The organism is Aurantiacibacter flavus (genome assembly GCF_039710615.1).
GTDB classification, from domain to species: Bacteria; Pseudomonadota; Alphaproteobacteria; order Sphingomonadales; family Sphingomonadaceae; genus Alteraurantiacibacter; species Alteraurantiacibacter flavus.
This window is the reverse complement of the sequence record NZ_JBDLBR010000005.1, coordinates 169,404-190,426: the sequence shown is the minus strand read 5'-3', so window position 1 is coordinate 190,426 and position 21,023 is coordinate 169,404. Positions and strand designations below refer to the sequence as shown.

21 protein-coding genes are annotated in these 21,023 nt (G+C 65.0%); 13 read left to right on the top strand and 8 right to left on the bottom strand.

Translation table 11 applies throughout. The annotated features are described in order from the left end of the window. Positions 1–201: 201 nt before the first annotated feature. Genes ispG through ABDJ38_RS14555 form a run of 4 tightly spaced genes read left to right on the top strand, consistent with a single transcriptional unit; the run spans position 202 to position 3,585 of the window. A complete protein-coding gene (gene ispG, locus ABDJ38_RS14570; RefSeq protein WP_346785951.1) occupies positions 202–1,338 on the top strand; it encodes a flavodoxin-dependent (E)-4-hydroxy-3-methylbut-2-enyl-diphosphate synthase in 1,137 nt (378 codons plus the stop codon). Positions 1,339–1,398: 60 nt separating this feature from the next. After that, the gene (locus ABDJ38_RS14565) at positions 1,399–1,908 is read left to right on the top strand and encodes a retropepsin-like aspartic protease family protein (protein ID WP_346785855.1); all 510 of its coding nucleotides are present in this window, start codon (positions 1,399–1,401) and stop codon (positions 1,906–1,908) included. After that, entirely contained in the window at positions 1,905–2,804 is a 900-nt protein-coding gene (locus tag ABDJ38_RS14560) for a hypothetical protein (protein WP_346785854.1), read from the top strand. Before ABDJ38_RS14565 ends, ABDJ38_RS14560 begins: the two co-directional genes overlap by 4 nt. Positions 2,805–2,847: 43 nt before the next feature. Then, on the top strand, positions 2,848–3,585 hold the full coding sequence (locus tag ABDJ38_RS14555; RefSeq protein ID WP_346785853.1) for a murein L,D-transpeptidase catalytic domain-containing protein: 738 nt from the start codon (positions 2,848–2,850) through the stop codon (positions 3,583–3,585). Between the two features lie 144 nt (positions 3,586–3,729). Here ABDJ38_RS14555 and ABDJ38_RS14550 read toward each other — a convergent pair whose 3' ends face one another. Then, entirely contained in the window at positions 3,730–5,112 is a 1,383-nt protein-coding gene (locus ABDJ38_RS14550) for a L,D-transpeptidase family protein (RefSeq protein ID WP_346785852.1), read from the bottom strand. A 125-nt stretch (positions 5,113–5,237) separates the two neighbouring features. Here ABDJ38_RS14550 and ABDJ38_RS14545 point away from each other — a divergent pair, with 125 nt between their 5' ends. Continuing rightward, positions 5,238–6,116, top strand: coding sequence for a DMT family transporter (locus ABDJ38_RS14545; protein WP_346785851.1), 879 nt, complete (start codon positions 5,238–5,240; stop codon positions 6,114–6,116). Here the strand turns inward: ABDJ38_RS14545 and ABDJ38_RS14540 are convergent. Continuing rightward, positions 6,113–6,313, bottom strand: coding sequence for a hypothetical protein (locus ABDJ38_RS14540; protein WP_346785850.1), 201 nt, complete (start codon positions 6,311–6,313; stop codon positions 6,113–6,115). The two genes, ABDJ38_RS14545 and ABDJ38_RS14540, sit on opposite strands and share 4 nt — an antisense overlap. A gap of 156 nt (positions 6,314–6,469) precedes the next feature. Here ABDJ38_RS14540 and acnA point away from each other — a divergent pair, with 156 nt between their 5' ends. Both acnA and ABDJ38_RS14530 read left to right on the top strand, forming a co-directional pair. After that, a complete protein-coding gene (gene acnA / locus ABDJ38_RS14535) occupies positions 6,470–9,142 on the top strand; it encodes an aconitate hydratase AcnA (RefSeq protein ID WP_346785849.1) in 2,673 nt (890 codons plus the stop codon). Between the two features lie 27 nt (positions 9,143–9,169). Then, positions 9,170–9,883: a 2OG-Fe(II) oxygenase gene (locus ABDJ38_RS14530; protein WP_346785848.1), complete on the top strand. Its 714-nt coding sequence runs from the start codon at positions 9,170–9,172 to the stop codon at positions 9,881–9,883. Positions 9,884–9,969: 86 nt separating this feature from the next. Here the strand turns inward: ABDJ38_RS14530 and ABDJ38_RS14525 are convergent, their stop codons facing one another. After that, positions 9,970–10,056, bottom strand: a complete 87-nt coding sequence (locus ABDJ38_RS14525; protein WP_346785950.1) for a hypothetical protein — start codon at positions 10,054–10,056, stop codon at positions 9,970–9,972. On the opposite strand from ABDJ38_RS14525, the gene ABDJ38_RS14520 reads away from it, so the two are divergent. Both ABDJ38_RS14520 and ABDJ38_RS14515 read left to right on the top strand, forming a co-directional pair. Then, entirely contained in the window at positions 10,016–10,552 is a 537-nt protein-coding gene (locus ABDJ38_RS14520) for a hypothetical protein (protein ID WP_346785956.1), read from the top strand. The genes ABDJ38_RS14525 and ABDJ38_RS14520 overlap by 41 nt on opposite strands. Positions 10,553–10,912: 360 nt before the next feature. Continuing rightward, complete coding sequence (locus tag ABDJ38_RS14515) at positions 10,913–11,191, top strand: hypothetical protein (RefSeq protein WP_346785847.1); 279 nt, start codon at positions 10,913–10,915, stop codon at positions 11,189–11,191. Here the strand turns inward: ABDJ38_RS14515 and ruvB are convergent. The 4 genes from ruvB to ruvA are packed head-to-tail and all read right to left on the bottom strand — an operon-like array spanning position 11,159 to position 13,686. After that, positions 11,159–12,202, bottom strand: a complete 1,044-nt coding sequence (ruvB, locus tag ABDJ38_RS14510; RefSeq protein WP_346785846.1) for a Holliday junction branch migration DNA helicase RuvB — start codon at positions 12,200–12,202, stop codon at positions 11,159–11,161. The two genes, ABDJ38_RS14515 and ruvB, sit on opposite strands and share 33 nt — an antisense overlap. Further along, positions 12,199–12,525, bottom strand: a complete 327-nt coding sequence (locus ABDJ38_RS14505) for a hypothetical protein (RefSeq protein WP_346785845.1) — start codon at positions 12,523–12,525, stop codon at positions 12,199–12,201. The genes ruvB and ABDJ38_RS14505 overlap by 4 nt, the downstream gene beginning before the upstream one ends. Continuing rightward, entirely contained in the window at positions 12,522–13,067 is a 546-nt protein-coding gene (locus tag ABDJ38_RS14500) for a DsrE family protein (protein WP_346785844.1), read from the bottom strand. Before ABDJ38_RS14500 ends, ABDJ38_RS14505 begins: the two co-directional genes overlap by 4 nt. Positions 13,068–13,077: 10 nt before the next feature. After that, the gene (ruvA, locus tag ABDJ38_RS14495) at positions 13,078–13,686 is read right to left on the bottom strand and encodes a Holliday junction branch migration protein RuvA (protein WP_346785843.1); all 609 of its coding nucleotides are present in this window, start codon (positions 13,684–13,686) and stop codon (positions 13,078–13,080) included. Positions 13,687–13,976: 290 nt separating this feature from the next. Between ruvA and aroC the strand changes: the two genes are divergently transcribed. Then, positions 13,977–15,056 carry a chorismate synthase gene (aroC, locus tag ABDJ38_RS14490; RefSeq protein WP_346785842.1) on the top strand — a complete coding sequence of 360 codons (1,080 nt, stop codon included), beginning with the start codon at positions 13,977–13,979 and terminating at the stop codon, positions 15,054–15,056. Between the two features lie 34 nt (positions 15,057–15,090). Here aroC and ABDJ38_RS14485 read toward each other — a convergent pair whose 3' ends face one another. Beyond that, on the bottom strand, positions 15,091–15,858 hold the full coding sequence (locus ABDJ38_RS14485; RefSeq protein ID WP_346785841.1) for a hypothetical protein: 768 nt from the start codon (positions 15,856–15,858) through the stop codon (positions 15,091–15,093). A 227-nt stretch (positions 15,859–16,085) separates the two neighbouring features. Here ABDJ38_RS14485 and ahpC point away from each other — a divergent pair, with 227 nt between their 5' ends. The 3 genes from ahpC (at position 16,086) to katG (ending at position 21,000) form a co-directional block, all read left to right on the top strand. Then, positions 16,086–16,652, top strand: a complete 567-nt coding sequence (ahpC, locus tag ABDJ38_RS14480) for an alkyl hydroperoxide reductase subunit C (protein WP_346785840.1) — start codon at positions 16,086–16,088, stop codon at positions 16,650–16,652. Positions 16,653–16,849: 197 nt separating this feature from the next. Further along, positions 16,850–18,439, top strand: coding sequence for an alkyl hydroperoxide reductase subunit F (ahpF, locus tag ABDJ38_RS14475; protein WP_346785839.1), 1,590 nt, complete (start codon positions 16,850–16,852; stop codon positions 18,437–18,439). A gap of 350 nt (positions 18,440–18,789) precedes the next feature. Beyond that, positions 18,790–21,000: a catalase/peroxidase HPI gene (katG, locus tag ABDJ38_RS14470; protein WP_346785838.1), complete on the top strand. Its 2,211-nt coding sequence runs from the start codon at positions 18,790–18,792 to the stop codon at positions 20,998–21,000. Positions 21,001–21,023: the final 23 nt, after the last annotated feature.

Below are 21,023 nucleotides of genomic sequence, written 5' to 3'. Positions count from 1 at the left end.
CTGCTCCAGCGATATTTCCTACAGGGGTCGCGCCTGCTAGGATGCAAGCCGATGACGCAGCCCCTCGCAATCCTGCAATATTGTGGCCATATGCCCCCTTTGCAGGCCGCGCTTGCGCCGCCACGGATTTTTGCCCCAGGACACTGTCACACCTGTCACACCTTGGGGCCAGGCTAAGGAAGAGACATGAGTTCCGACAGCATCTCCGCCATCCGCCCCTGGCGCATGATCGAACGGCGGCAATCGCGCCAGATCATGGTCGGCAAGGTGCCGGTCGGCGGCGGCGCGCCGATCAGCGTGCAGACCATGACCAACACGCCGACCGAGGACGTGGCCGCCACGATCGACCAGATCCGCCGCTGCGAGGATGCGGGCGCCGATATCGTGCGCGTCTCCTGCCCCACCGAGGAAGCGACCGCCAGCTTCGACCAGATCACGCGCGCGGCCAATGTGCCGATCGTCGCCGACATCCACTTCCACTACAAGCGCGCGCTCGAAGCCGCCGACAAGGGCGCGGCCTGCCTGCGCATCAACCCCGGCAACATCGGCTCGTCGGATCGCGTGGCCGAAGTGGTCCGCGCGGCCAAGGCCAACGGCTGCTCGATCCGCATCGGCGTGAATGCCGGGTCGCTTGAGCGCGACCTGCTCGAGAAGTACGGCGAGCCATGCCCCGAGGCGCTTATCGAAAGCGCGCTCGACCACATCAAGCTGTTGCAGGACCATGACTTCCACGAATTCAAGGTGGCGGTGAAGGCCTCCGACGTGTTCCTGGCTGTCGCCGCCTACATGGGCCTTGCCGAAGCGGTCGACTGTCCGCTGCACCTTGGCATCACCGAGGCGGGCGGGCTGATCGGCGGGACGGTGAAGTCGTCCATCGGCATCGGCAACCTGCTGTGGGCGGGCATCGGCGACACCATCCGCGTCTCGCTTTCGGCAGAGCCCGAACGCGAGGTGAAGGTCGGGTTCGAGATGCTCAAGGCATTGGGCCTGCGCACCCGCGGGGTGCGGGTGGTATCATGCCCCTCGTGTTCGCGGCAGGGCTTCGACGTGATCCGCACGGTTGAAGCGCTCGAAGCGCGGCTCGAACACATCAAGACGCCGATGAGCCTCTCGGTGCTCGGCTGCGTGGTCAACGGCCCCGGCGAGGCGCGCGAGACCGACATCGGCCTTACCGGTGGCGGCAACGGCAAGCATATGGTCTATCTTTCAGGGGTTAAGGACCACCACATCGAAAGCGCCGACATGCTCGATCACATCGTCCGTCTGGTGGAGGCCAAGGCAGCCGAGATCGAAGATGCGATGAGTGATGCCGGAAATGCGACAGTCGCCGCCGAATAACGGCCCAACAGACGCTCTCGTTTACCCTGCGATAAGCAACCAGCACTAGAATTATGCCCCATGAACCTGGGGCCACCACTCGCTGCGACATGTCTGGTCGGCCTTGCCATCGGCTTCGGCATTCCGATGGATCAGGGCGAACCTGCGCCCGACCAGCTGGCTCCTGCGGAGCCCGGCAACGTAGCATCGAAGAGCATCTGGAACGACGACGTCATCCTGCCCCGCGCTGGCGACGGACACTTCTATGCCGAAGTCCAGCTCGACACGGCCCCCACACGGATGCTGATAGATACCGGCGCGACAATGATTGCACTCACCGAAGAGGATGCCCTCGCCGCTGGGCTCTACTGGGACGATGCCGATCTCGCGACCGTTGCGCGCGGCGCCTCCGGCCCGGTGCGCGGTGTATTCGTCACCCTTCCACACGTTTCGCTCGGCGGGATCGAGGCGCACGATGTCGCCGGCGTGGTCGTTCCCGAGGGATTGCCAGTGTCGCTGCTCGGTCAGTCGTTCCTCACCCATGTCAACAAGGTCGCCATCGAGGACGATGCGATGGTGCTGAGCCAGTGAGCGGTAATTCCACCCCTCGGGGGCGCAGCAATGACGAGACCGCGCGCCATGCCGCGGCGAACCCGGCAATCCTGGAAACCCCGCCGATCGCCCCGCACGGTGAAAGCCTCGTGCTGTTCACCGAGATCGGCAACGCGCAGCTTCTGCGCTGCCTCGTGGCCATCAAGAGCCTGCACGCACAGCTTGGCCGTGGCCGGGTGGCCTTGCTTGACGACGGGACGCTGACCGGCGCGGACCGCGCAGTGCTCGCCCATCATTGCGGCGATCCCGAAATCATCGCTCCGGCCGACACCGGGCCAGGGTGGCGCGCATTGGAAACCCTGCTCAAACGGCGCGGCAGCGCATATTGGCTCTGGCTCTCCGGCGACAGCGTCACGATCGGCCCGGTGCCCGAGATAGAGCAGGCCATCGCTATCAACGCCAGCTTTCTCCTGCCCCTGGAAGGATCAGCCAATCATCCAGAGCCGCTGAGCGACTTCGCCCGCGCCGCCTTCCCGGATGGCCCGGTTTCCGGCGAAGTCATGGCCCGGCTCGAAAGCCGTCTGGCGAGGATCGACCGACCCGGCTGGCGCTATGTTCAAAGTGATGCGGGTCTCATGGGCTTCGCCGCTGGCGGCCCGGGCATACGCTTCGCCGCAGCCTGTCGGGCGGAGCTCGAAGAGCTGATCGGCGCGGATGACGTGAACGGACCGGAGGCCGCACAAGTAGCGGCCAGCCTCCTCCTCGCCAGCGAGAGCCGCACCGTACTCCTCCCCCAAGAGCGCTACCGCCACGGCGGCGCAACAGGCTGGAACGACGGTACGAGCTTCCTGCACTTCAGCGGCGGCGACCGTCATGCCGGTGAACACTATGCCCAAGCCAGTCAGATCGCCATTGAGGCCCTGCGCAGCCGATGACGGTATGGACAAGGTTCAGGTGCCTGGGTCTATAAGCATCAGCATGGATCGCCGTTGCTTCCTCACCCGCTCTGCGGCTGCCGCCGCCGTCACGGCTCTGCCGACAAGGCTGTTCGCGCAGGCCGGACCCGATCTGCGTACCCGGCGCTTGCTCGACGTGGCACGGGAGCAGACGGAGCGGGCCAGCGCCAATCTTTGGCATAGCGACGTGGTCGGGATTGCCGACTACGGCCTCCATTCCGCCGAGCCGCGCTTCCATTTCGTCGATCTGGTGGCGGGCAAGGTCGATTCGGTGCTGGTCACCCACGGCGCCGGGTCCGATCCCGAGCACGATGGCTGGCTGAACGGCTTTTCCAACCTTCCCGATAGCTGGGCTAGCAGCCGGGGGGCCTATATCACCTGGGAATGGTACAAGGGCCGCTATGGCACCTCGGTCCGCCTTGGCGGGCTCGATCCGGAGAACTCGAACGCCTTTCCGCGCGCCATCGTGATGCACCCGGCAAGCTATGCCACGCCCGAGCACGTTGCCCGCTGGGGCCGGCTGGGCCGGTCCAACGGCTGCTTCGCCTTCGGCCCGGAAGTGTTCCCGCAGGCGCTTACGCGGCTGATGGGCGGGCGGCTGCTCTATGCCGATGCGCTGGGGATAGGGGCCAATGGAGAAGACGTGATCCCTCCGCCGCAGCAGACGCCGGACTTCGCCGCCATGGCCGCCGCCAACGGTCCCGAGCTGGCGCCCGTATCGCCCGACATCGCCGATCCCGCCGAGCAGGTATCCAACTAGAATAGAGCATGTTTCCGTTCGTCCTGAGGAGGGCTTGAAGCCGCAGGCTGAGTGTCCGTCTCGAAGGACCGGCGCTGGTGGTTCGAGACGGAGCCTAGGTCTGCGACCTCGGCCCCTCCTCACCACGAACGGATTAGCAAGATATCAGAGTGTGTCGCGCGGATCGTCGACGATCCTGATTACTTCCTCGCTCGACACCCGTGCCCGGTCACGGACGCGCGGCGCATCGAGCGAGGCGAACACCGGCTCGTCGCGGCCATAAATGTCGTCGAATTCGCGCAGGTTGCCGTCGATATCCACGCCCATCGTAAAATAGGTGATGTAGGCGGGCATCGTCTTCTTCACCGGCACGCGGGTATATTCGCCGCTGGTGGAGATCTCGACCACCTCGTCACGCGTCGCGCCCTGCCCGAGAATGGCGACGGTCATCGCCAGTTCGAGCGCCCGCTCGGTGCGGATGCAGCCGTGGCTGAGCGCGCGGTCGTCCTGATTGAACATCTGGCGGCTCGGCGTATCGTGGAAGAAGATCGCATGCGGATTGGGCATGTCGAGTTTCATCACGCCCAGCGCATTGCCCGGACCCGGCTGCTGAACCACCGAGATATAGCCATTGGCCCCGCGCGTGGCGCGGTAGCCCTGCCGGGCAGCCCAGCTCGGGTTGTTGAGCACCCGCTCGCCCAGCCCCTCGCCGCGCACGATCGACTGCGGCACGGTCCAGGTCGGGTTGAACACCACGCCTTCGACCGTTTCAGCCAGTTGCGGGGTGGCGGTGCGACCCGGCTTGCCGACCACGGTGCGATAGGTGCGGATGATCTCGTTGTTGACCGTCAGCCGCAGCTGGAACTCGGGCACATTTGTGATGAGATACTGCCCGCCCAGATCCCGCGCGAGCCAGCGCCAGCGGTCCATGTTGGCGCGGATCAGGCGGCGCTGCTCGGTGGCGCTGGCCGGCGTCTCGGCCAGCTTGTCGCGCAGCGCGGCATAGTCGGGATGAGTCGGCTTCAGCGCCTCGAGCGCGCCCGCAATATCGCCAGTTTCCAGCGCATTGGCCATCACGGTCGAAGTGGGATTGCGCTCGGCATCGGGGTCGACCACGAACCACTGGCGCCGGTTCGCCATCGGCGTGCGCCCGTCGCGCAGGTCTTCCGCCAGCCAGGCAAACGCGGTGCTGGCCAGTTCGTCGATTTGCTGCGCATCGTTCGCGCTCAGCGCTGCGGCGAGTTCGTCGGGCAGGTAGTCTGCCGGGACAAGACCTTCGGCATCGATCGTGCGGATCACCCGGAGCAGGTCTTGCGCCTGCGCGGTGGTCCAGTCCATCGCCTCGAAGTGGCGCGGATCGGCCTGCACCACCTCTTCCGATGTAAAGGCCTGTTCGAAGGCGGAACGCGTAGTCGATGCGGTCGCCTCGGCCGCATCTTCCTGCAGCACGCCCTGCGCCCGCAAGGTCTGCGCCACCGAAGGCGCAGGCAGACTGGCAAGCGTTCCGAGCGCGAGGCTCGAACCAAGGAGGGCACGGGTACGATTCATAGAACTCTTCCTAGCACAAACGCGCGGGGCAGGCGCACCTTGAGCCTGCCTCCTATCGCGCACCGTCGATGACGCGCGCATGAACCGGTTGCACCACACGATACAAGCACGCAAGATACTGCGCCATGCCCGCGCGCCATCCTGTCCTCCCCTATTTGCTGGCGGCGAGCGGGATTGGCCTGTTCGCGGTGATGGACGGGTTCATGAAGCACGCCGCGCTGATGACGGGGGCTTACACCGCGACGCTGCTGCGCAGCCTGATCGGCGCCGTGCTCATCGCGCCGCTGTGGCTTGCACGCCGTCCACGCTGGCCGCGCGGCCACCTGCTCAGGCTCCATGTCGAGCGCGGGGTGGTCACGGCGGCGATGTCGCTCACCTGGTTCTTCGCGCTCACCCGCCTACCGCTCGCCGAGGCGCTGGCGATCAGTTTCGTCGCCCCGCTGATAACGCTCTATTTTGCGCGCCTTTTCCTGTCTGAGACGATCAGTCGCCGAGCAATCCTCGCCTCGCTCCTGGGCTTCGCTGGCACGCTGGTGATCGTGGCCGGGCGCATCGGCGCAGCCGGCCTGACCAGCGATCTGGTGCTGGGCCTTGCCTCCATGGCCTGCTCGGCCCTGTGCTATGCCTACAGCTTCATCGTGATCCGCCGCCAGTCGCAGCTTGCCGGCCCAATCGAGGTGGCGACCTTTCATTCGGGAATCGGCGGGCTGGTCCTGCTGTTGGCCGCGCCCTTTGCCTTCACCATGCCCTCGCCGCCGGTGCTCGGAGCAATCGGCATCGCCGGAGCGCTCACCGTGCTCGGCGCCATGGCCGTGGCCTGGGCCTATGCGCGGGCCGAGGCGCAGGCGCTGGTCCCGCTCGAATACACTGGCTTCGTCTGGGCGGCCTGGATCGGGTGGCAATGGTTCGGCGAGGCCGTCACGCTCGCCACGTTCATCGGCATGGCTATGATCTTAGCGGCAAGCTGGATAGCCCGGCCAAGGCGTACAGTCACTGCGACCTAGTGCGCGCGGGCCGATTTGGGTGCTTCAACAGGCTTGTCATCAGCCCCCGTCTCCTCTTCCGGCTGCACAGAGCCCAGATCCGAGCTCTGCCACACCATGCCGAGCGCTGCGCCGAGGAAGGCCGCGACTGCCAGCGCCAGCGCGATCCAGATCGCCCCGAGCGACCTATCGCCGTGCGACGGCTTGACCAGCACCATGAGCCGAGTTGCCCCCATTCGATTTGCATGCCTCATAACCTGTCCGAATGCGCGAGGCCTTGACCAATCCCGCACAAACGCGCAGTTCGCACCCGAACAGCGGGCTTCTCGCACGAGCACGCTCACGCAAGCAACAGCAAAGGGACCCCATCATCCATGACTCAGGTCGGCTCCAACTCGCTCGAAACCCGCGCCTCCCTCGACGTTAACGGCACCAAGTACGCCTATTATTCGCTCGCCAAGGCCGCAGAAAAACTGGGCGATATCAGCCGCCTGCCCTTCAGCCTCAAGGTTCTGCTGGAGAACATGCTGCGCTTTGAAGACGAAGGCTTCACCGTCGGCCAGAACCACGCGCAGGCCATCGTCGACTGGCAGAAGAATCCGAAGACCGGCGAGGAAATCCAGTATCGCCCGGCCCGCGTGCTGCTGCAGGATTTCACCGGCGTGCCCTGCGTGGTCGACCTTGCCGCCATGCGCGACGCGATTCGATCGCTCGGCGGCGATACCGCCAAGATCAACCCGCTGGTTCCGGTGAACCTCGTGATCGACCACTCGGTGATGGTCGACGAGTTCGGCCACCCCAAGGCCTTCGAAAAGAACATGGAACTCGAATACGAGCGCAATGCCGAGCGTTACGACTTCCTCAAGTGGGGTGCCAAGAGCCTCAAGAACTTCTACGCCGTGCCGCCGGGCACCGGCATCTGCCACCAGGTGAACCTCGAGAACATCGCCAAGGGCGTGTGGTCGAGCGAAGACCAGAACGGCGAACTGGTCGCCTATCCTGACACCTGCGTCGGCACCGACAGCCACACCACCATGATCAACGGCCTGGGCGTGCTCGGCTGGGGCGTGGGCGGGATCGAGGCCGAAGCCGCGATGCTCGGCCAGCCGATCTCGATGCTGATCCCCGAAGTGGTCGGCTTCAAGCTGACCGGCGAAATGGCCGAAGGCATCACCGCCACCGACCTCGTTCTGACCTGCGTGCAGATGCTGCGCGAACATGTGGTGGTCGGCAAGTTCGTCGAGTTCTACGGCCCCGGCGTTGCCACGCTGTCGCTGGCCGACCGTGCCACCATCGCCAACATGGCCCCCGAATACGGTGCCACCTGCGGCTTCTTCGGCATCGACGAGAAGACGATCGAATACCTGCGCCTCACCGGCCGCAGCGAGGAGACCATCGCGCTGGTCGAAGCCTATTCGAAGGCGCAGGGCATGTGGTTCGATCCGAACAACGAGCCGATCTTCTCTTCCACGCTGGAACTCGACATGGGCGCCGTGGTGCCCTCGCTCGCCGGTCCCAAGCGCCCGCAGGACAAGGTCGCACTGCCGCTGGTCGACGAACTGTTCAACGGAGATCTCTCCAAGGTTTACGGCAAGAGCGAAGCCGCCCGCGTGCCGGTTGAAGGGGCCAGCCACGATGTCGGCGACGGCGACGTGGTAATCGCCGCAATCACCTCGTGCACCAACACCTCGAACCCCGACGTGCTCGTCGCCGCAGGTCTGGTGGCGAAGAAGGCCAACGAGAAAGGCCTGAAGCCAAAGCCCTGGGTCAAGACCAGCCTCGCGCCCGGTTCGCAGGTCGTCACCGACTATCTGAACAAGGCCGGCCTGCAGGAACACCTCGACGCCATCGGCTTCGACCTTGTCGGCTATGGCTGCACCACCTGCATCGGCAACTCCGGCCCGCTGGCCGAGCCGATCAGCCAGGCGATCAATGGCAACGACATCGTCGCCGCCTCGGTCCTCTCGGGCAACCGCAACTTCGAGGGCCGCGTCTCGCCCGACGTGCGCGCCAACTTCCTCGCCTCGCCGCCGCTGGTGGTGGCCTATGCGCTGAAGGGCACCGTCACCGAAGACATCACCACCACCCCGATCGGGCAGGACCAGGACGGCAACGACGTGATGCTGGCCGACATCTGGCCGAGCAACGCCGAAGTGGCCGAAATCCGCGCCGGCGCCATCGACCGCACGATGTTCGAAAGCCGCTATGCCGATGTCTACAAGGGCGACGAGCACTGGCAGGCGATCAAGGTCGACGCCTCGGACACCTACAGTTGGAACCCCAGCAGCACCTATGTCGCCAACCCGCCCTATTTCGAGGGCATGAGCATGGACCCGGCCCCGGTCACCGACGTGATCTCGGCCAAGCCGCTGCTGATCCTCGGCGATTCGGTCACCACCGACCACATCTCGCCGGCCGGTTCGATCAAGGAAGATTCGCCCGGCGGGCGTTACCTGCTCGATCACCAGGTGCCGAAGAAGGACTTCAACTCCTACGGCTCGCGTCGCGGCAACCACGAAGTGATGATGCGCGGCACCTTCGCCAACATCCGCATCCGCAACGAAATGGTCCCCGGCGTCGAAGGCGGCGAAACGCTCTACAAGGGCGAGCAGATGGCCGTTTACGACGCGGCGATGAAGCACCAGGCCGACGACACCCCGCTGGTGGTGATCGCAGGCAAGGAATACGGCACTGGCTCCAGCCGCGACTGGGCGGCCAAGGGCACGATCCTGCTCGGCGTGCGCGCCGTGATCGTCGAGAGCTTCGAGCGTATCCACCGCTCGAACCTCGTCGGCATGGGCGTGCTCCCGCTGCAGTTCAAGGACGGCGACACCCGCGAGACGCTGGGCCTCAAGCCCGACGACAGCTTCACGATTCTGGGCCTCGCCGATCTGAAGCCCTCGCAGGATGTGGAGGTCGAAGTGACCCGTGCCGATGGCACCAGCTTCACCTTCACCGCGCTGTGCCGCATCGATACCGCCAACGAGATCGAGTACTACAACAACGGCGGCATCCTGCACTACGTGCTGCGCAAGCTCGCTTCGTAGGGTCCAGGCCCGGCAGGGGATGCACGCATGAACGGTTTCGTTATCTCGACCCGTTTCGGCGGCACCCCTGCCGACCCGAAGGAAGATCCGGCCAAGCTGGCGCTGATCGGAGCACAGGTGCGGGCCCGCCTCCGCGCTGACACTCGCGCGGAAGATCTGGGCGGCGACAAGGCCGACATGTTCCTGCTGCGCGACTTCTTCACCGCTGACGAATGCGTGCGGCTGGTCAGGATCATCGACAAGAAGATCGGCCCCTCGACGCTGTTCGAGGGCACCCAGCGCGACGGCTTCCGCACCTCCTCCACGCACCACTTCGACGCAGGCGATCCGGCCACCCGCGAGCTGGAAAAGCGCATCGACGCCGCCACCGGCATCCCCCACCAGCACGCCGAGACGACACAAGGCCAGCGCTACGAGGCTGGCCAGCAGTTCAAACACCACTACGACTATTTCTTCGCCAGCGAGCCCTACTGGCAGCAGGAGCGGCGCCGCGGCGGACAGCGCACCTGGACCGCCATGCTGTTCCTCAACGATGTCGAGGAAGGTGGAGAGACAGACTGGCCCGAGCTGGGCCTCTCGGTAAAGCCGGAGGCAGGCGCCTTGCTGGCATGGAACAACATGGCGCGCGACGGCACGCCCAACCGCAACACGCTGCACGCCGGAACCCCGGTGGTGAAGGGCGTGAAATATGTCATCACCCAGTGGTATCGACAGGACCCCTGGACGCTCCACCTGAGCTGATCTGCGCCGAGCCCCGCGAACGGGCAACGAAAAAGGGCGGCCGTTACAGCCGCCCCTCCCCCCCTTAAATTGCTGCCAGCTGGCGATCAGGCCGCGGCGAGAGCCTTGCGCTTTCCCTTGCGACGGCGGCTCATGAAGAGCGCGCCCGCGCCCGCACCGAACAGCACCAGCATGCCTGGCTCCGGCACTTCAGTGCCCGAAGATGTGCTGGTGGATGTGCTGCCGGACGAAGAGCTGGTCGACGATGAACTGCTCGATGAAGACGAACTGCTCGACGAGGAGCTGGTCGACGATGAACTGCCGGAAGAGCCCGATGACGAGGTCGAGCCATCGTCACCGCCGCTGGAAGACGAAGAAGACGAGGACGACGACGAACTGGAGGAACTTGAGGAACTTGAGCTCGAGCTGGAGCTGGACGAGCCCGTACTCGTCGACACCGAGCCGGTCGACGTGCTCACAGAGCCGGTACTGGTGCTCACTGCGCCGGTGCTGGTGCTCACGGCACCCGTCGATGTGGTCACCCCGCCGGTGGTGGTAGTGGTCGTCGCTCCACCGGTGGTGGTGGTATTCCCGCCGGTGGTCGTGGTGGTGGTGCTCACGCCCGAGGATCCGCCGCTACTACCGCCGAAGAAGCCTCCGAAGAAACCGCCACCGAAACCGCCGCCATAGCCGCCCGATCCGCCGACGATCACTGACTGGCCACCGCCACCGCCGCTCATGGGCGCGCTCGGCAATTGCGGCAGGGGCATCGGCACCGCCGCCATCGCGATCTGCGTTTCGTGGCAGTAGCCGTCAGGCCCCATCTCGCCCACGTCGCACACGCGCTCGATCGTACGACGCAGGCGGCGCTGCGTACGTTCGGGCCGACGCGGCAATTCGCGGCGCGCCACATGACGCTCTTTCACGTCGATCAGTTGAGGCTCGCCGCCCTTCGACTTGTAGTCCACCTGGGCCGACTGCGGCTCGGCGACATGCACCGCGCCCCCGGCAATAACCGCGCCGCCTGCGGCTGCCGCGGTGAGCTTTGCAATGGCCAAACGTACCGACATGAACAATCTCTTCCTGCGTGTTGGGAGCGGCTGCCGCGCACGATTGCGGTCGTCGCATCTTCCGGTCGCTTCCACAGAGACGCACAAATGTTTACCGGCAATTGAATTAACCAAATTTCCGCCGCATCAGAAGCATTTTTCTGGCGCTAATGTGGCCTGCCAACCCGGTTTGTCCCGATATGAAACGCTTACCACCGCAGGCCTTAAGGCAAATGGCGCGCAACGGTCATTTGTCGTCGTCGAACAGCGCCGCCTGTGAACCGCCTTGGAATGGTGCCGGAGGGGTGATTCCCAAGTGCTGCCAACCGCCATCGTTGAGGCAGCGCCCGCGTGCTGTGCGGGCGATCAGGCCGAGCTGGATCAGGTAGGGCTCGACCACCTCCTCGACAGTGTCGCGCGGCTCGGCAAGGCCCGCCGCGAGCGTTTCGACGCCGACGGGACCGCCCTTGTAGGTTGTTGCGATCATGGTGAGATAGCGCCGGTCCATGGCATCGAGCCCGAGCCTGTCGATCTCCAGCCGGGTCAGCGCTTCATCAGCAACCGCAGCACTGACGGTGCCCGCGCCCTTCACCTGAGCAAAGTCGCGCACGCGGCGCATCAGCCGCCCCGCCACACGCGGCGTGCCACGGCTGCGCCGGGCGATCTCGCGTGCGCCCGATTCGTCAATCTCCATGCCGAGCAGCCGAGCCCCGCGCGCGACCACGCTGAGCAGCTCGTCCTCGGTGTAGAAGATCAGGCGGACAGGGATGCCGAAGCGGTCGCGCAAGGGCGTGGTGAGCAAGCCTTGCCGGGTCGTCGCGCCAACGAGCGTGAACGGCGGCAGATCGATCCGCACCGAACGCGCCGAAGGCCCCTCGCCAATGATGATGTCAAGCGCGCGGTCTTCCATCGCCGGATAGAGCACTTCCTCCACCACCGGATTGAGCCGGTGGATCTCGTCGATGAACAGGACATCGTGGGGTTCGAGATTGGTCAGCAGCGCGGCGAGGTCACCCGCCTTGGCGATGACCGGGCCGCTGGTGGAGCGAAATCCCACGCCCAGTTCCTTGGCGACGATCTGCGCGAGCGTGGTCTTGCCGAGGCCGGGCGGGCCGAAGAACAACACATGATCCATCGCCTCGCCGCGGCCCTTGGCGGCCTCGATGAACACGCGCAGGTTTTCGCGCGCGGCCGCCTGCCCGACAAACTCGCCGAGCGACTTGGGGCGCAGCGCCGCGTCCGGGTCTTCGGGCTGGCGCTCAGGGGAATGGATAGGAGAGTTGTCGGTCATGTTGCCTCTGGCCGCTCCCATAGCCGTGTTCGCGCCGTTGTCGCACCCAGCGTGTCGATCCGCTCGAACCGGTACTTCAAATAGGCCAGCACAGCCTCCGGCACCCGGTCTAGCGCGCCATCGTCCTCCTCGTGGGCATGGAGGATCACCACGCCGTCCTCATCGAGATAGTGCCTCGCCCAGAACGGGTGCGGCGCAAAGTCGTAGTCGAGGAAGTTGTAGTCCTGCTCCCAGCCGAACTCGGTCACCACCAGATCGCGCCCGTGGGTGATAGCCGGCACGGCCTCCTTCTCGTCGAACTGGGGGATCGCAGGGTCGCTCACGGGATGTTCGTAAAGCCCTGCTGGTGGAGCACGCTGGTCGCCACCGTCTGTGAGAGCGCCATGGTCACGCCCGGCATCAGGTCTTCGCTCCCAATGTCCTGCCCCAGCGCCGACTGTCCGCAAACGATGAACTGCACGCCCTGCGCCAGCATCGCCCGCACGATCTCGCGGCTCGGGTTGCCCTCGCCGTGCGACTTGCGGTGGTAGGCCTCGTCGTTGGTCACGTCCCAGATAGCGGGTCCGTGAACAACCACCGCAACATGCACATTCTGGCGCGGCACGCCATTGGCGACGAGCAGATTCATATAGCGCGCCGCGCTCTCGAAGCGGGCGTTCGGCTCGCCAGCAGCACCACCGCGCACAGTATCGAAAATCGCCCTGAACTGCTGCGACGGGTCAAGCTGCTGACCGGTTCCGACCTGTCGCCAGGCACCAAACTCGATGAACACGGGGCCATATCGCAGCTCGAGGTCATCCTTCGCCATGGCAGGGGCGGCCACCAGCATCAGCGCCGCCGCAAGAACAATAAGGGGATTACGCATAGTCCGTCTCCTATCCAGACGCCTTCTTCAGCGCCACGCGAATAAGTTCGCCCTCGCCCGCGCCTTCGCCCAATTCGTCAAGCGCGCGGGCCACAGCCTGCGCTGCCACACCCGGCCTGAACCCAAGATTTTCCAAGGCCGACACCGCATCGGCGCTCGCCCCGGCCACAGGCGCGGCAGCCCCGCTGCTGGCAGCGGCACCCGCCGTGCCCGGCATCGCGCCTGCTTTATCCTTCAGCTCGTTGACGATCCGGCCCGCGAGTTTCGGCCCGACGCCGTTCGCCCGCGCAACACTCGCCGCATCGACCCGCGCGCAGGCTTCGCGCAGCTCGGCGGTCGACAGGGCAGAAAGTATCGCCAGCGCTACCTTGCTGCCCACACCCTGCACCCCGGTGAGCAGGCGGAACCAGTCGCGCTCCTCCCCTGCCGCAAAACCGAGCAGGCGCATGTCGTTCTCGCTCACCTGCATCTGCGTAAATACGCGGGCAGTATCCCCCACATTGCCGAGCGACGACAAGGTGCGCGCCGAACAGAACACGAGGTAGCCGACGCCGTTCACGTCGATCACCGCCCAATCCTCGCCGGTTTCGTCCAGCCGCCCTGTCAGTTTCGCGATCATGATTTGTTCCTATCGCCAAGGCGGCGCTTTGACCAGAGAAAGCCTGACGTCGCCGCCATCGGCCGCGCCAGGTTTACGAAGTTGACACTTCCCCGCCTTTTCAAACGGCCTATTTCACTTTGTAAACCATAGACTTGGGCCATGCGCGCAAAGTTGACAGTCCCGCGGAACAGGACGGAAATCGAAAGGGTTGAGCGAGAGTAGCGCAGCATTGCGCCGCCACCATGCCCCGCTCCTGCCTGTGTAGGAAAGTGGACATTTGCGCGATTTGGTCCAATAGGCTGCCGCCTATGAGCTTCAACACTTTTGGCCGCCTGTTCCGCTTCACCACCTGGGGCGAAAGCCATGGCCCGGCGCTGGGCGCCGTGGTCGACGGGTGCCCGCCGGGGTTGGACCTTTCCGCCGAGGCGATCCAGCCGTTCCTCGACGCGCGCCGTCCGGGCCAGAGCCGCTTCACCACCCAGCGGCAGGAGCCCGATCAGGTCAAGATCCTCAGCGGCGAGTTCGAAGGCAAGACCACCGGCACGCCGATCAGCCTGATGATCGAGAACACCGATCAACGCAGCAAGGACTATGGCGAGATCGCCAAGGCCTATCGCCCCGGTCACGCCGACTATGCCTATGACGCGAAGTATGGCTTGCGCGACTATCGCGGCGGCGGGCGTTCGTCCGCGCGCGAGACGGCGGCGCGGGTGGCGGCGGGCGCGGTTGCGCGGCTGGTGGTACCCGAAGTGCGGATCGTCGCCTACGTCTGCGAGATCGGTGGCGACGCGATTGACCGGGCGAACATCGACTTCGATGAGATCGGCAATAACCCGTTTTTCTGTCCCGACGCTGAGGCCGCCAAACGCTGGGAGGCGCTGGTCGACGATGCGCGCAAGGCCGGCTCGTCGCTTGGCGCGGTGGTCGAGTGCGTGGCCTTGGGCGTTCCGGCAGGCTGGGGCGCGCCGCTCTATGCCAAGCTCGACAGCGAACTGGCCGCCGCGATGATGAGCATCAATGCAGTGAAAGCGGTCGAGATCGGCGACGGATTCGCGGCAGCGCGCCTCACCGGCGAGGAGAACGCAGACGAAATGCGTCCTGGTAAGAACGGGGGCGATAATGGCCCGGAGTTCCTCGCCAACCACGCTGGCGGCATCGCGGGCGGCATTTCGACCGGCCAGCCGGTGGTCTGCCGGGTGGCGTTCAAGCCGACCAGCTCGATCCTCACCCCGCGCCAAAGCATCACCAGCGATGGCGCGGCGACCGAGGTGCGCACCAAGGGCCGCCATGACCCCTGCGTCGGCATTCGCGGCGCGCCGGTGGTCGAGGCAATGATGGCGCTGGTGCTGGCAGACCAGAAGTTGCTGCACCGGGGGCAGGTGGGCTGAGGTTACCCTAGCCTGCTATTGCGCACCAATCGGCTCACCGATAGCGCGACAGTTCCAGCAGCGCACGCGAGAACTCGCTGAACCAAGCGGTGCCCACCACCGCTTCGTGCACCATGCCCTGCACGAAAATCCAGCCCGCGCCGAATAGCGACCAGCCGTTGATCCTCCCGCTGCTACGCCACTCGTAGATCAGCAGCGCGCCCGCCATGCTCCACAAGGTGAGGTATAGCCAGAAGGTCGGGATCGGATCGTCGAGCGCCAGCACATTGAACCAGAAGCGGTTCACCCCCGGTGGCAGAATCGGCAGCATCGCAAAACATATCGCCTGCCGGTGGACCATGGGCCGCTTACGGTTGCGGGTCGCGGCGGTGAACAGGATGCCGAAGGCGATCACCGCCAGCATCCCGAGATAGAGCCCGTCCGTCCCCGGGTCGCGCCCCGCGTCCATCCCCGCGCGCGAGGCGACCAGCTGGATCGTCAACCCGATGAGCAGGATCGCCATGGCATGAGCAATGCCCCATAGGCCGAGCGAGCGGTGCAGCTTCAAATTGCCCGCGCATACAAGGCTCGTCTGCGCCAGAAGCAGCAGCATCCACGCGACGAACACCAGCCCGTGCAGATGAACGACCGGCGGCGCAGGCGGGAAGCGGCCTTGCAGTGCTGGCAGTGCGGAATGCAGCCCGAACCCGCCGAAGACGAAGAAGCACATCGCCAGCACCAGCCAGAAGTGGAAGCTGGGCCGGAACCGGCTCTGCCGTCCCGGCGCGACGCTGCTGCCCGCCTCTTGCGCACCTGATGCCATGGCCGACCTCTCCCCTGATCCAAGCCTGCCCAATGTCTAGCGCAGCGGCGAACGAAATCCAGCCTCGCAGGCCCCACGCGGCAAAAATCGCCGCAACCTCTCATACAAATCGTATATGATCGAGTTTCTCGATCAAGCAAATCGCAACAACCCGCTTCTCTGGCGGCAATCCATCGCTATCTGGGCTGCACGAGTTCAACACCAGCAGTCTAAACAGGAGAAGACACTTGGGTATCATCGGAAGCACCATCAAACCGTTCAAGGCCACCGCTTTCCAGGCCGGCAAGGATTTCTTCGACGTCACCGAAGCCGACATCGCGGGCAAGTGGGCGGTGTTCTTCTTCTACCCGGCCGACTTCACCTTCGTCTGCCCGACCGAGCTGGAAGACCTCGGCGCCAAGTATGACGAACTGCAGTCGATGGGCGTGGAAGTGTTCGGCGTTTCGACCGACACGCACTTCAGCCACAAGGCCTGGCACGACACCTCGGAGAAGATCGGCAAGCTGAAGTATGCCTTCCTTGGCGACCAGCTGCACACGCTGAGCAAGAACTTCGGCGTCCTGCGTGAGGAAATGGGCCTGGCCGACCGTGCGACCTTCGTGGTCGACCCCGATGGCGTGATCCAGATCATGGAAATCACCTGCGAGGGTGTGGGCCGCAACGCCACCGAGCTGACCCGCAAGATCAAGGCCGCGCAGTACGTCCGCAACAACCCCGGTCAGGTCTGCCCGGCGGCATGGGAAGAGGGTTCGGATACCCTGGCCCCGTCGCTCGACCTCGTCGGCAAGATTTAAGCAATCGACATTATCGGGCGGTCGGCTAGAGCCGACCACCCAATGCGGCGCAGGCGGGCGCAAGGCCCGCCGCGCACATCCCGGCCCCCTTGGGGCTCGGGTCGCACGAAGGCCCGGGGCTGCCCCCCTACCCCTCGCCCCGGGCCTTCAACGCGTTTTCCCCCATTCCCATCGCCCCGCTCTGAAGGAGATCAGGCATGCTTGACGCCACCATGACCCAGCAGCTCGGCACCTATCTTGCCAATCTGCGCGAACCGATCGAACTGGTCGCCTCGCTCGGCGATGACCCGAAGTCGGCGCAAACACGCGAACTGCTCGAAGAGATTGCCGCGCTGCACGATATGGTCAGCGCAAGCTTCGACGGCGACGACGCCCGCAAGCCCAGCTTCATCATCCGCCGCTCGTCCGACGCCTCCAAGTGGGTCCGCTTTGCCGGGCTACCGATGGGCCACGAGTTCACCTCGCTGGTGCTCGCACTGCTGTGGGCCGGCGGCCACCCGCCCAAGGTTGAGGACGAGGTACTCGAGCAGATCGCCGAGCTTGAGGGCGAACACGATTTCGAGATGTATTTCTCGCTCTCGTGCCACAACTGCCCCGACGTGGTGCAGGCGCTGACGCTGATGGCGCTCTACAACCCGAAGATCACCGCCACGCTGATCGAAGGCGGCGCGTTTCAGGACGAGGTCGACGAGCGCGGCGTGATGGCCGTGCCTGCCACCTTCCTCAATGGCGAGATGTTCGCCAGCGGCAAGATGAGCGTCGAGGAAATCCTCGCCAAGCTCGACAGCGGTGCCAACGACCGCGCAGCGGCCAAGATCGCTGACAAGGCACCGTTCGAGGTGCTGGTGGTCGGTGGCGGCCCTGCTGGCGCAGCGGCCTCAGTTTACACCGCACGCAAGGGCTTCAGCACGGGCATCGCGGCCGAACGCTTCGGCGGACAGGTGCTCGACACGATGGGGATCGAGAACTTCATCTCGGTGCCCTACACCGAAGGGCCCAAGCTCGCCCGCCAGCTCGAAGCGCACGTTGCAGAGTACGATATCGACGTGATGAACCTGCAAAAGGCGGTGAAGCTGGTCCCGGCCTCGCAAACCGGCGGCTATCACACCATCGAGCTGGAAAACGGCGCCGAGCTGAAGGCGCGCACGCTGATCCTCTCGACCGGTGCGCGCTGGCGCAACCTCGGCGTGCCGGGCGAGTTCGAATACCGCAACCGCGGCGTGGCCTATTGCCCGCACTGCGACGGCCCGCTGTTCAAGGGCAAGCGTGTGGCGGTGATCGGCGGCGGCAACTCGGGCGTCGAGGCGGCGATCGACCTTGCGGGTATTGTCGGCCATGTCACGCTGGTAGAATTCGACACCAAGCTGCGTGCCGACCAGGTGCTGCAGGACAAGCTGCGCTCGATGACAAACGTCGACATCCTCGTGAACGCCCAGACCACCGAGGTGACGGGCGACGGCGAGCGGGTCGACGGCCTCGTCTACAAGGATCGCGAGAGCGGCGAGGAGCACAAGGTCGAGCTTGAAGGCGTGTTCGTACAGATCGGCCTCGTGCCTAACACCGAGTGGCTGAAGGACTCAGGCATTGCCCTGAGCAAGTTCGGCGAGATCGAGATCGACGGGCATGCCGCCACCAACCTGCCTGGCATCTTCGCGGCGGGCGACTGCACCACGGTCCCCTACAAGCAGATCGTCATTGCCATGGGCGAAGGCAGCAAGGCGGCGCTCTCCGCGTTCGACTTCCTGATCCGCAACGCGAACCCGGAAGAGATCGCGCAGGCCGCCTGACGCTGACCTTGGCGGCCCTAACATGAACCCGCGCCTGTCACTCGACTGGCGCGGGTTTTTCGTTTGAGGCCGAGATCGCTTTTTGAAGTCTAATGACATTGTCCTGATCGACCTTACTCCCCTCCCCTCGGGGAGGGGTCGGGGGGTGGGGGCTCGACGCTGGTGTGGAACCCCCATCCCAACCCTTCCCCACAGGGAAGGGCTATGCGCCCCGCATGCCATGTCATCCCGATTCAATCGACAAATCCGATCACTAAAGCCCAATCAATCGGTTGGACCAATGAGACATCTTTGCGCATTCTCTTGTCATGAGGCGGCTCGTTCCATGAGTCGCAACAGGAGATTTTGACATGGATGCTGAGACCGGTTCGCTGGGTGGTTGCCCGATGCACAATGGAGGAATGCGCAGCCTGCTGGGCCGCACCAACAAGGACTGGTGGCCCGATGCGCTCGACCTCGAAATCCTCACGCAAGATGGCAAGTCGCCCGACCCGATGGGTGCCGACTTCGACTATTGCGAGGCCTTCAACGCGCTCGACTACAACGCGCTTAAGAACGATCTCAAGGCGCTGATGACCGACAGCCAGGACTGGTGGCCCGCCGACTATGGCCACTATGGCCCGTTCTTCATCCGCATGGCCTGGCATGCTGCGGGCACCTATCGCACCGGCGACGGTCGCGGCGGTTCCTCCAGCGGCCAGCAGCGCTTCGCCCCGCTCAACTCGTGGCCCGATAACGGCAACCTCGACAAGGCGCGCCGCCTGCTGTGGCCGATCAAGAAGAAGTACGGCAAGCACATCAGCTGGGCCGACCTGTTCATCCTCACCGGCAATATGGCCATCGAGAGCATGGGCGGCCCGGTGTTCGGCTATGGCGGCGGTCGCAAGGACGTGTTCGAGCCCGAGCATGTCTATTGGGGCAGCGAGGAGAAGTGGGTCGATCAGGGTGCAGAAACGCGCATCGTGCCCGATGAGGGCAAGGCGCTCGAAAACCCGCTCGCCGCGATCCAGATGGGCCTGATTTACGTCAATCCCGAAGGCCCCGGCGGCAATCCCGATCCGCTGCAATCGGCGCGCGACATGCGCGAGACCTTCGCCCGCATGGCGATGAACGACGAGGAAACCGTTGCCCTCACCGCAGGCGGCCACGCTTTCGGCAAGACCCACGGCATGGTGCCGCCCGATCAGCTTTCAGGCGCACCAGAAGGCGGTGCGCTCGAAATGCAAGGCTTCGGCTGGAGCACCAGCGCCGAGGATATTGCCAAGGGTCATATCACCACCTCGGGCCTCGAAGGCGCCTGGTCGAACAACCCCACCAAGTGGGGCGGAGACTACTTCCGCCTATTGTTCAAATATGACTACGAGCTGGTGACGAGCCCAGCCGGAGCCAAGCAGTGGCAGCCGATCGGCCAGTCGGAAGAGGACATGGCGCCCGATGCGCGCGATCCTTCGAAGAAGGTACCGACGATGATGACCACGGCCGACATGGCGCTGAAGATGGACCCGGACTATCGCAAGATTTCCGAACGCTTCCGCGACGATCAGGCCGCGCTCGACGACGCTTTCGCCCGCGCCTGGTTCAAGCTGACCCACCGCGACATGGGGCCCAAGGTCCGCTACCTCGGGCCGGACGTGCCCGCAGAAGACCTGCTCTGGCAGGACCCGGTCCCCGCCGGAACGCCCGCCAGCGAGGCCGATGTTGCCGAGTTCAAGGAGAAGGTGCTCGGCTCGGGACTCTCGGTGAGCGAACTGGTCAAGGCGGCCTGGGCCTCGGCTTCGACGTTCCGCCAGTCAGACAACCGCGGCGGTGCCAATGGCGCGCATGTCCGCCTTGCTCCGCAGAAGGACTGGGCGGTGAACGAGCCGGAAGAGCTGGCCAAGGTCCTTGCCAAGCTCGACGAACTCCGCGGCAGCCTGTCGATGGCCGATGCCATCGTGCTGGCAGGCGCAGCGGCGGTCGAGAAGGCGGCTAAGGATGGCGGCCATGCGGTCAGCGTCACGCTCAGCACCGGGCGCGGCGACGCGAGCGAAGAGCAGACCGACGCCGAAAGCTTCGAGCCACTCGAGCCCTTCGCCGACGGCTTCAGGAACTACCTGAAGACCAAGGCCGACGTGAAGACCGAGGACATGCTGATCGACCGCGCACAGCTGCTCGGCCTGTCGGTGCCCGAGATGGCGGTGCTGGTGGCAGGGATGCGCGCGCTGGGTGCGGTCCCCCCTCATCCGACGCATGGCAACAGCGTCGGCGTGCTGACCGAGCGCCCCGGCGTGCTCAGCAACGACTTCTTCGTGAACCTGCTCGACATGGGCACGAAGTGGGAAGTCGTCGATGACAGCGGCGACGAGGAATACGTCGGCAGGGACCGGGCGACCGGTGCGGCAAAGTGGCACGCCACGCGTACCGATCTCGTGTTCGGCTCGAACTCGCAGCTGCGCGCCATTGCCGAGGTCTATGCCGAGGATACCAGTGCCGCGAAGTTCGCCGAGGACTTCGTCAAGGCCTGGACTAAGGTGATGGAAGCCGACCGCTTCGACCTCACCTATGCGAAGTATCACCAATAAGATCGCAACAATGCACCTCGAAG

Bases quoted from the DNA above. Each gene is read 5' to 3' on its own strand.
- katG (WP_346785838.1), top strand. From the start codon at position 18,790: ATGGATGCTGAGACCGGTTCGCTGGGTGGTTGCCCGATGCACAATGGA.
- ahpF (WP_346785839.1), top strand. From the start codon at position 16,850: ATGCTTGACGCCACCATGACCCAGCAGCTCGGCACCTATCTTGCCAAT.
- ABDJ38_RS14515 (WP_346785847.1), top strand. From the start codon at position 10,913: ATGGCCAAACGTACCGACATGAACAATCTCTTCCTGCGTGTTGGGAGC.
- ABDJ38_RS14500 (WP_346785844.1), bottom strand. From the start codon at position 13,067: ATGCGTAATCCCCTTATTGTTCTTGCGGCGGCGCTGATGCTGGTGGCC.
- acnA (WP_346785849.1), top strand. From the start codon at position 6,470: ATGACTCAGGTCGGCTCCAACTCGCTCGAAACCCGCGCCTCCCTCGAC.
- ABDJ38_RS14545 (WP_346785851.1), top strand. From the start codon at position 5,238: ATGCCCGCGCGCCATCCTGTCCTCCCCTATTTGCTGGCGGCGAGCGGG.
- ABDJ38_RS14540 (WP_346785850.1), bottom strand. From the start codon at position 6,313: ATGGTGCTGGTCAAGCCGTCGCACGGCGATAGGTCGCTCGGGGCGATC.
- ruvB (WP_346785846.1), bottom strand. From the start codon at position 12,202: ATGACCGACAACTCTCCTATCCATTCCCCTGAGCGCCAGCCCGAAGAC.
- ABDJ38_RS14525 (WP_346785950.1), bottom strand. From the start codon at position 10,056: ATGCTGGTGCTGTTCGGTGCGGGCGCGGGCGCGCTCTTCATGAGCCGC.
- ABDJ38_RS14520 (WP_346785956.1), top strand. From the start codon at position 10,016: ATGAAGAGCGCGCCCGCGCCCGCACCGAACAGCACCAGCATGCCTGGC.
- aroC (WP_346785842.1), top strand. From the start codon at position 13,977: ATGAGCTTCAACACTTTTGGCCGCCTGTTCCGCTTCACCACCTGGGGC.
- ABDJ38_RS14485 (WP_346785841.1), bottom strand. From the start codon at position 15,858: ATGGCATCAGGTGCGCAAGAGGCGGGCAGCAGCGTCGCGCCGGGACGG.
- ABDJ38_RS14530 (WP_346785848.1), top strand. From the start codon at position 9,170: ATGAACGGTTTCGTTATCTCGACCCGTTTCGGCGGCACCCCTGCCGAC.
- ABDJ38_RS14555 (WP_346785853.1), top strand. From the start codon at position 2,848: ATGGATCGCCGTTGCTTCCTCACCCGCTCTGCGGCTGCCGCCGCCGTC.
- ruvA (WP_346785843.1), bottom strand. From the start codon at position 13,686: ATGATCGCGAAACTGACAGGGCGGCTGGACGAAACCGGCGAGGATTGG.
- ABDJ38_RS14565 (WP_346785855.1), top strand. From the start codon at position 1,399: ATGAACCTGGGGCCACCACTCGCTGCGACATGTCTGGTCGGCCTTGCC.
- ABDJ38_RS14550 (WP_346785852.1), bottom strand. From the start codon at position 5,112: ATGAATCGTACCCGTGCCCTCCTTGGTTCGAGCCTCGCGCTCGGAACG.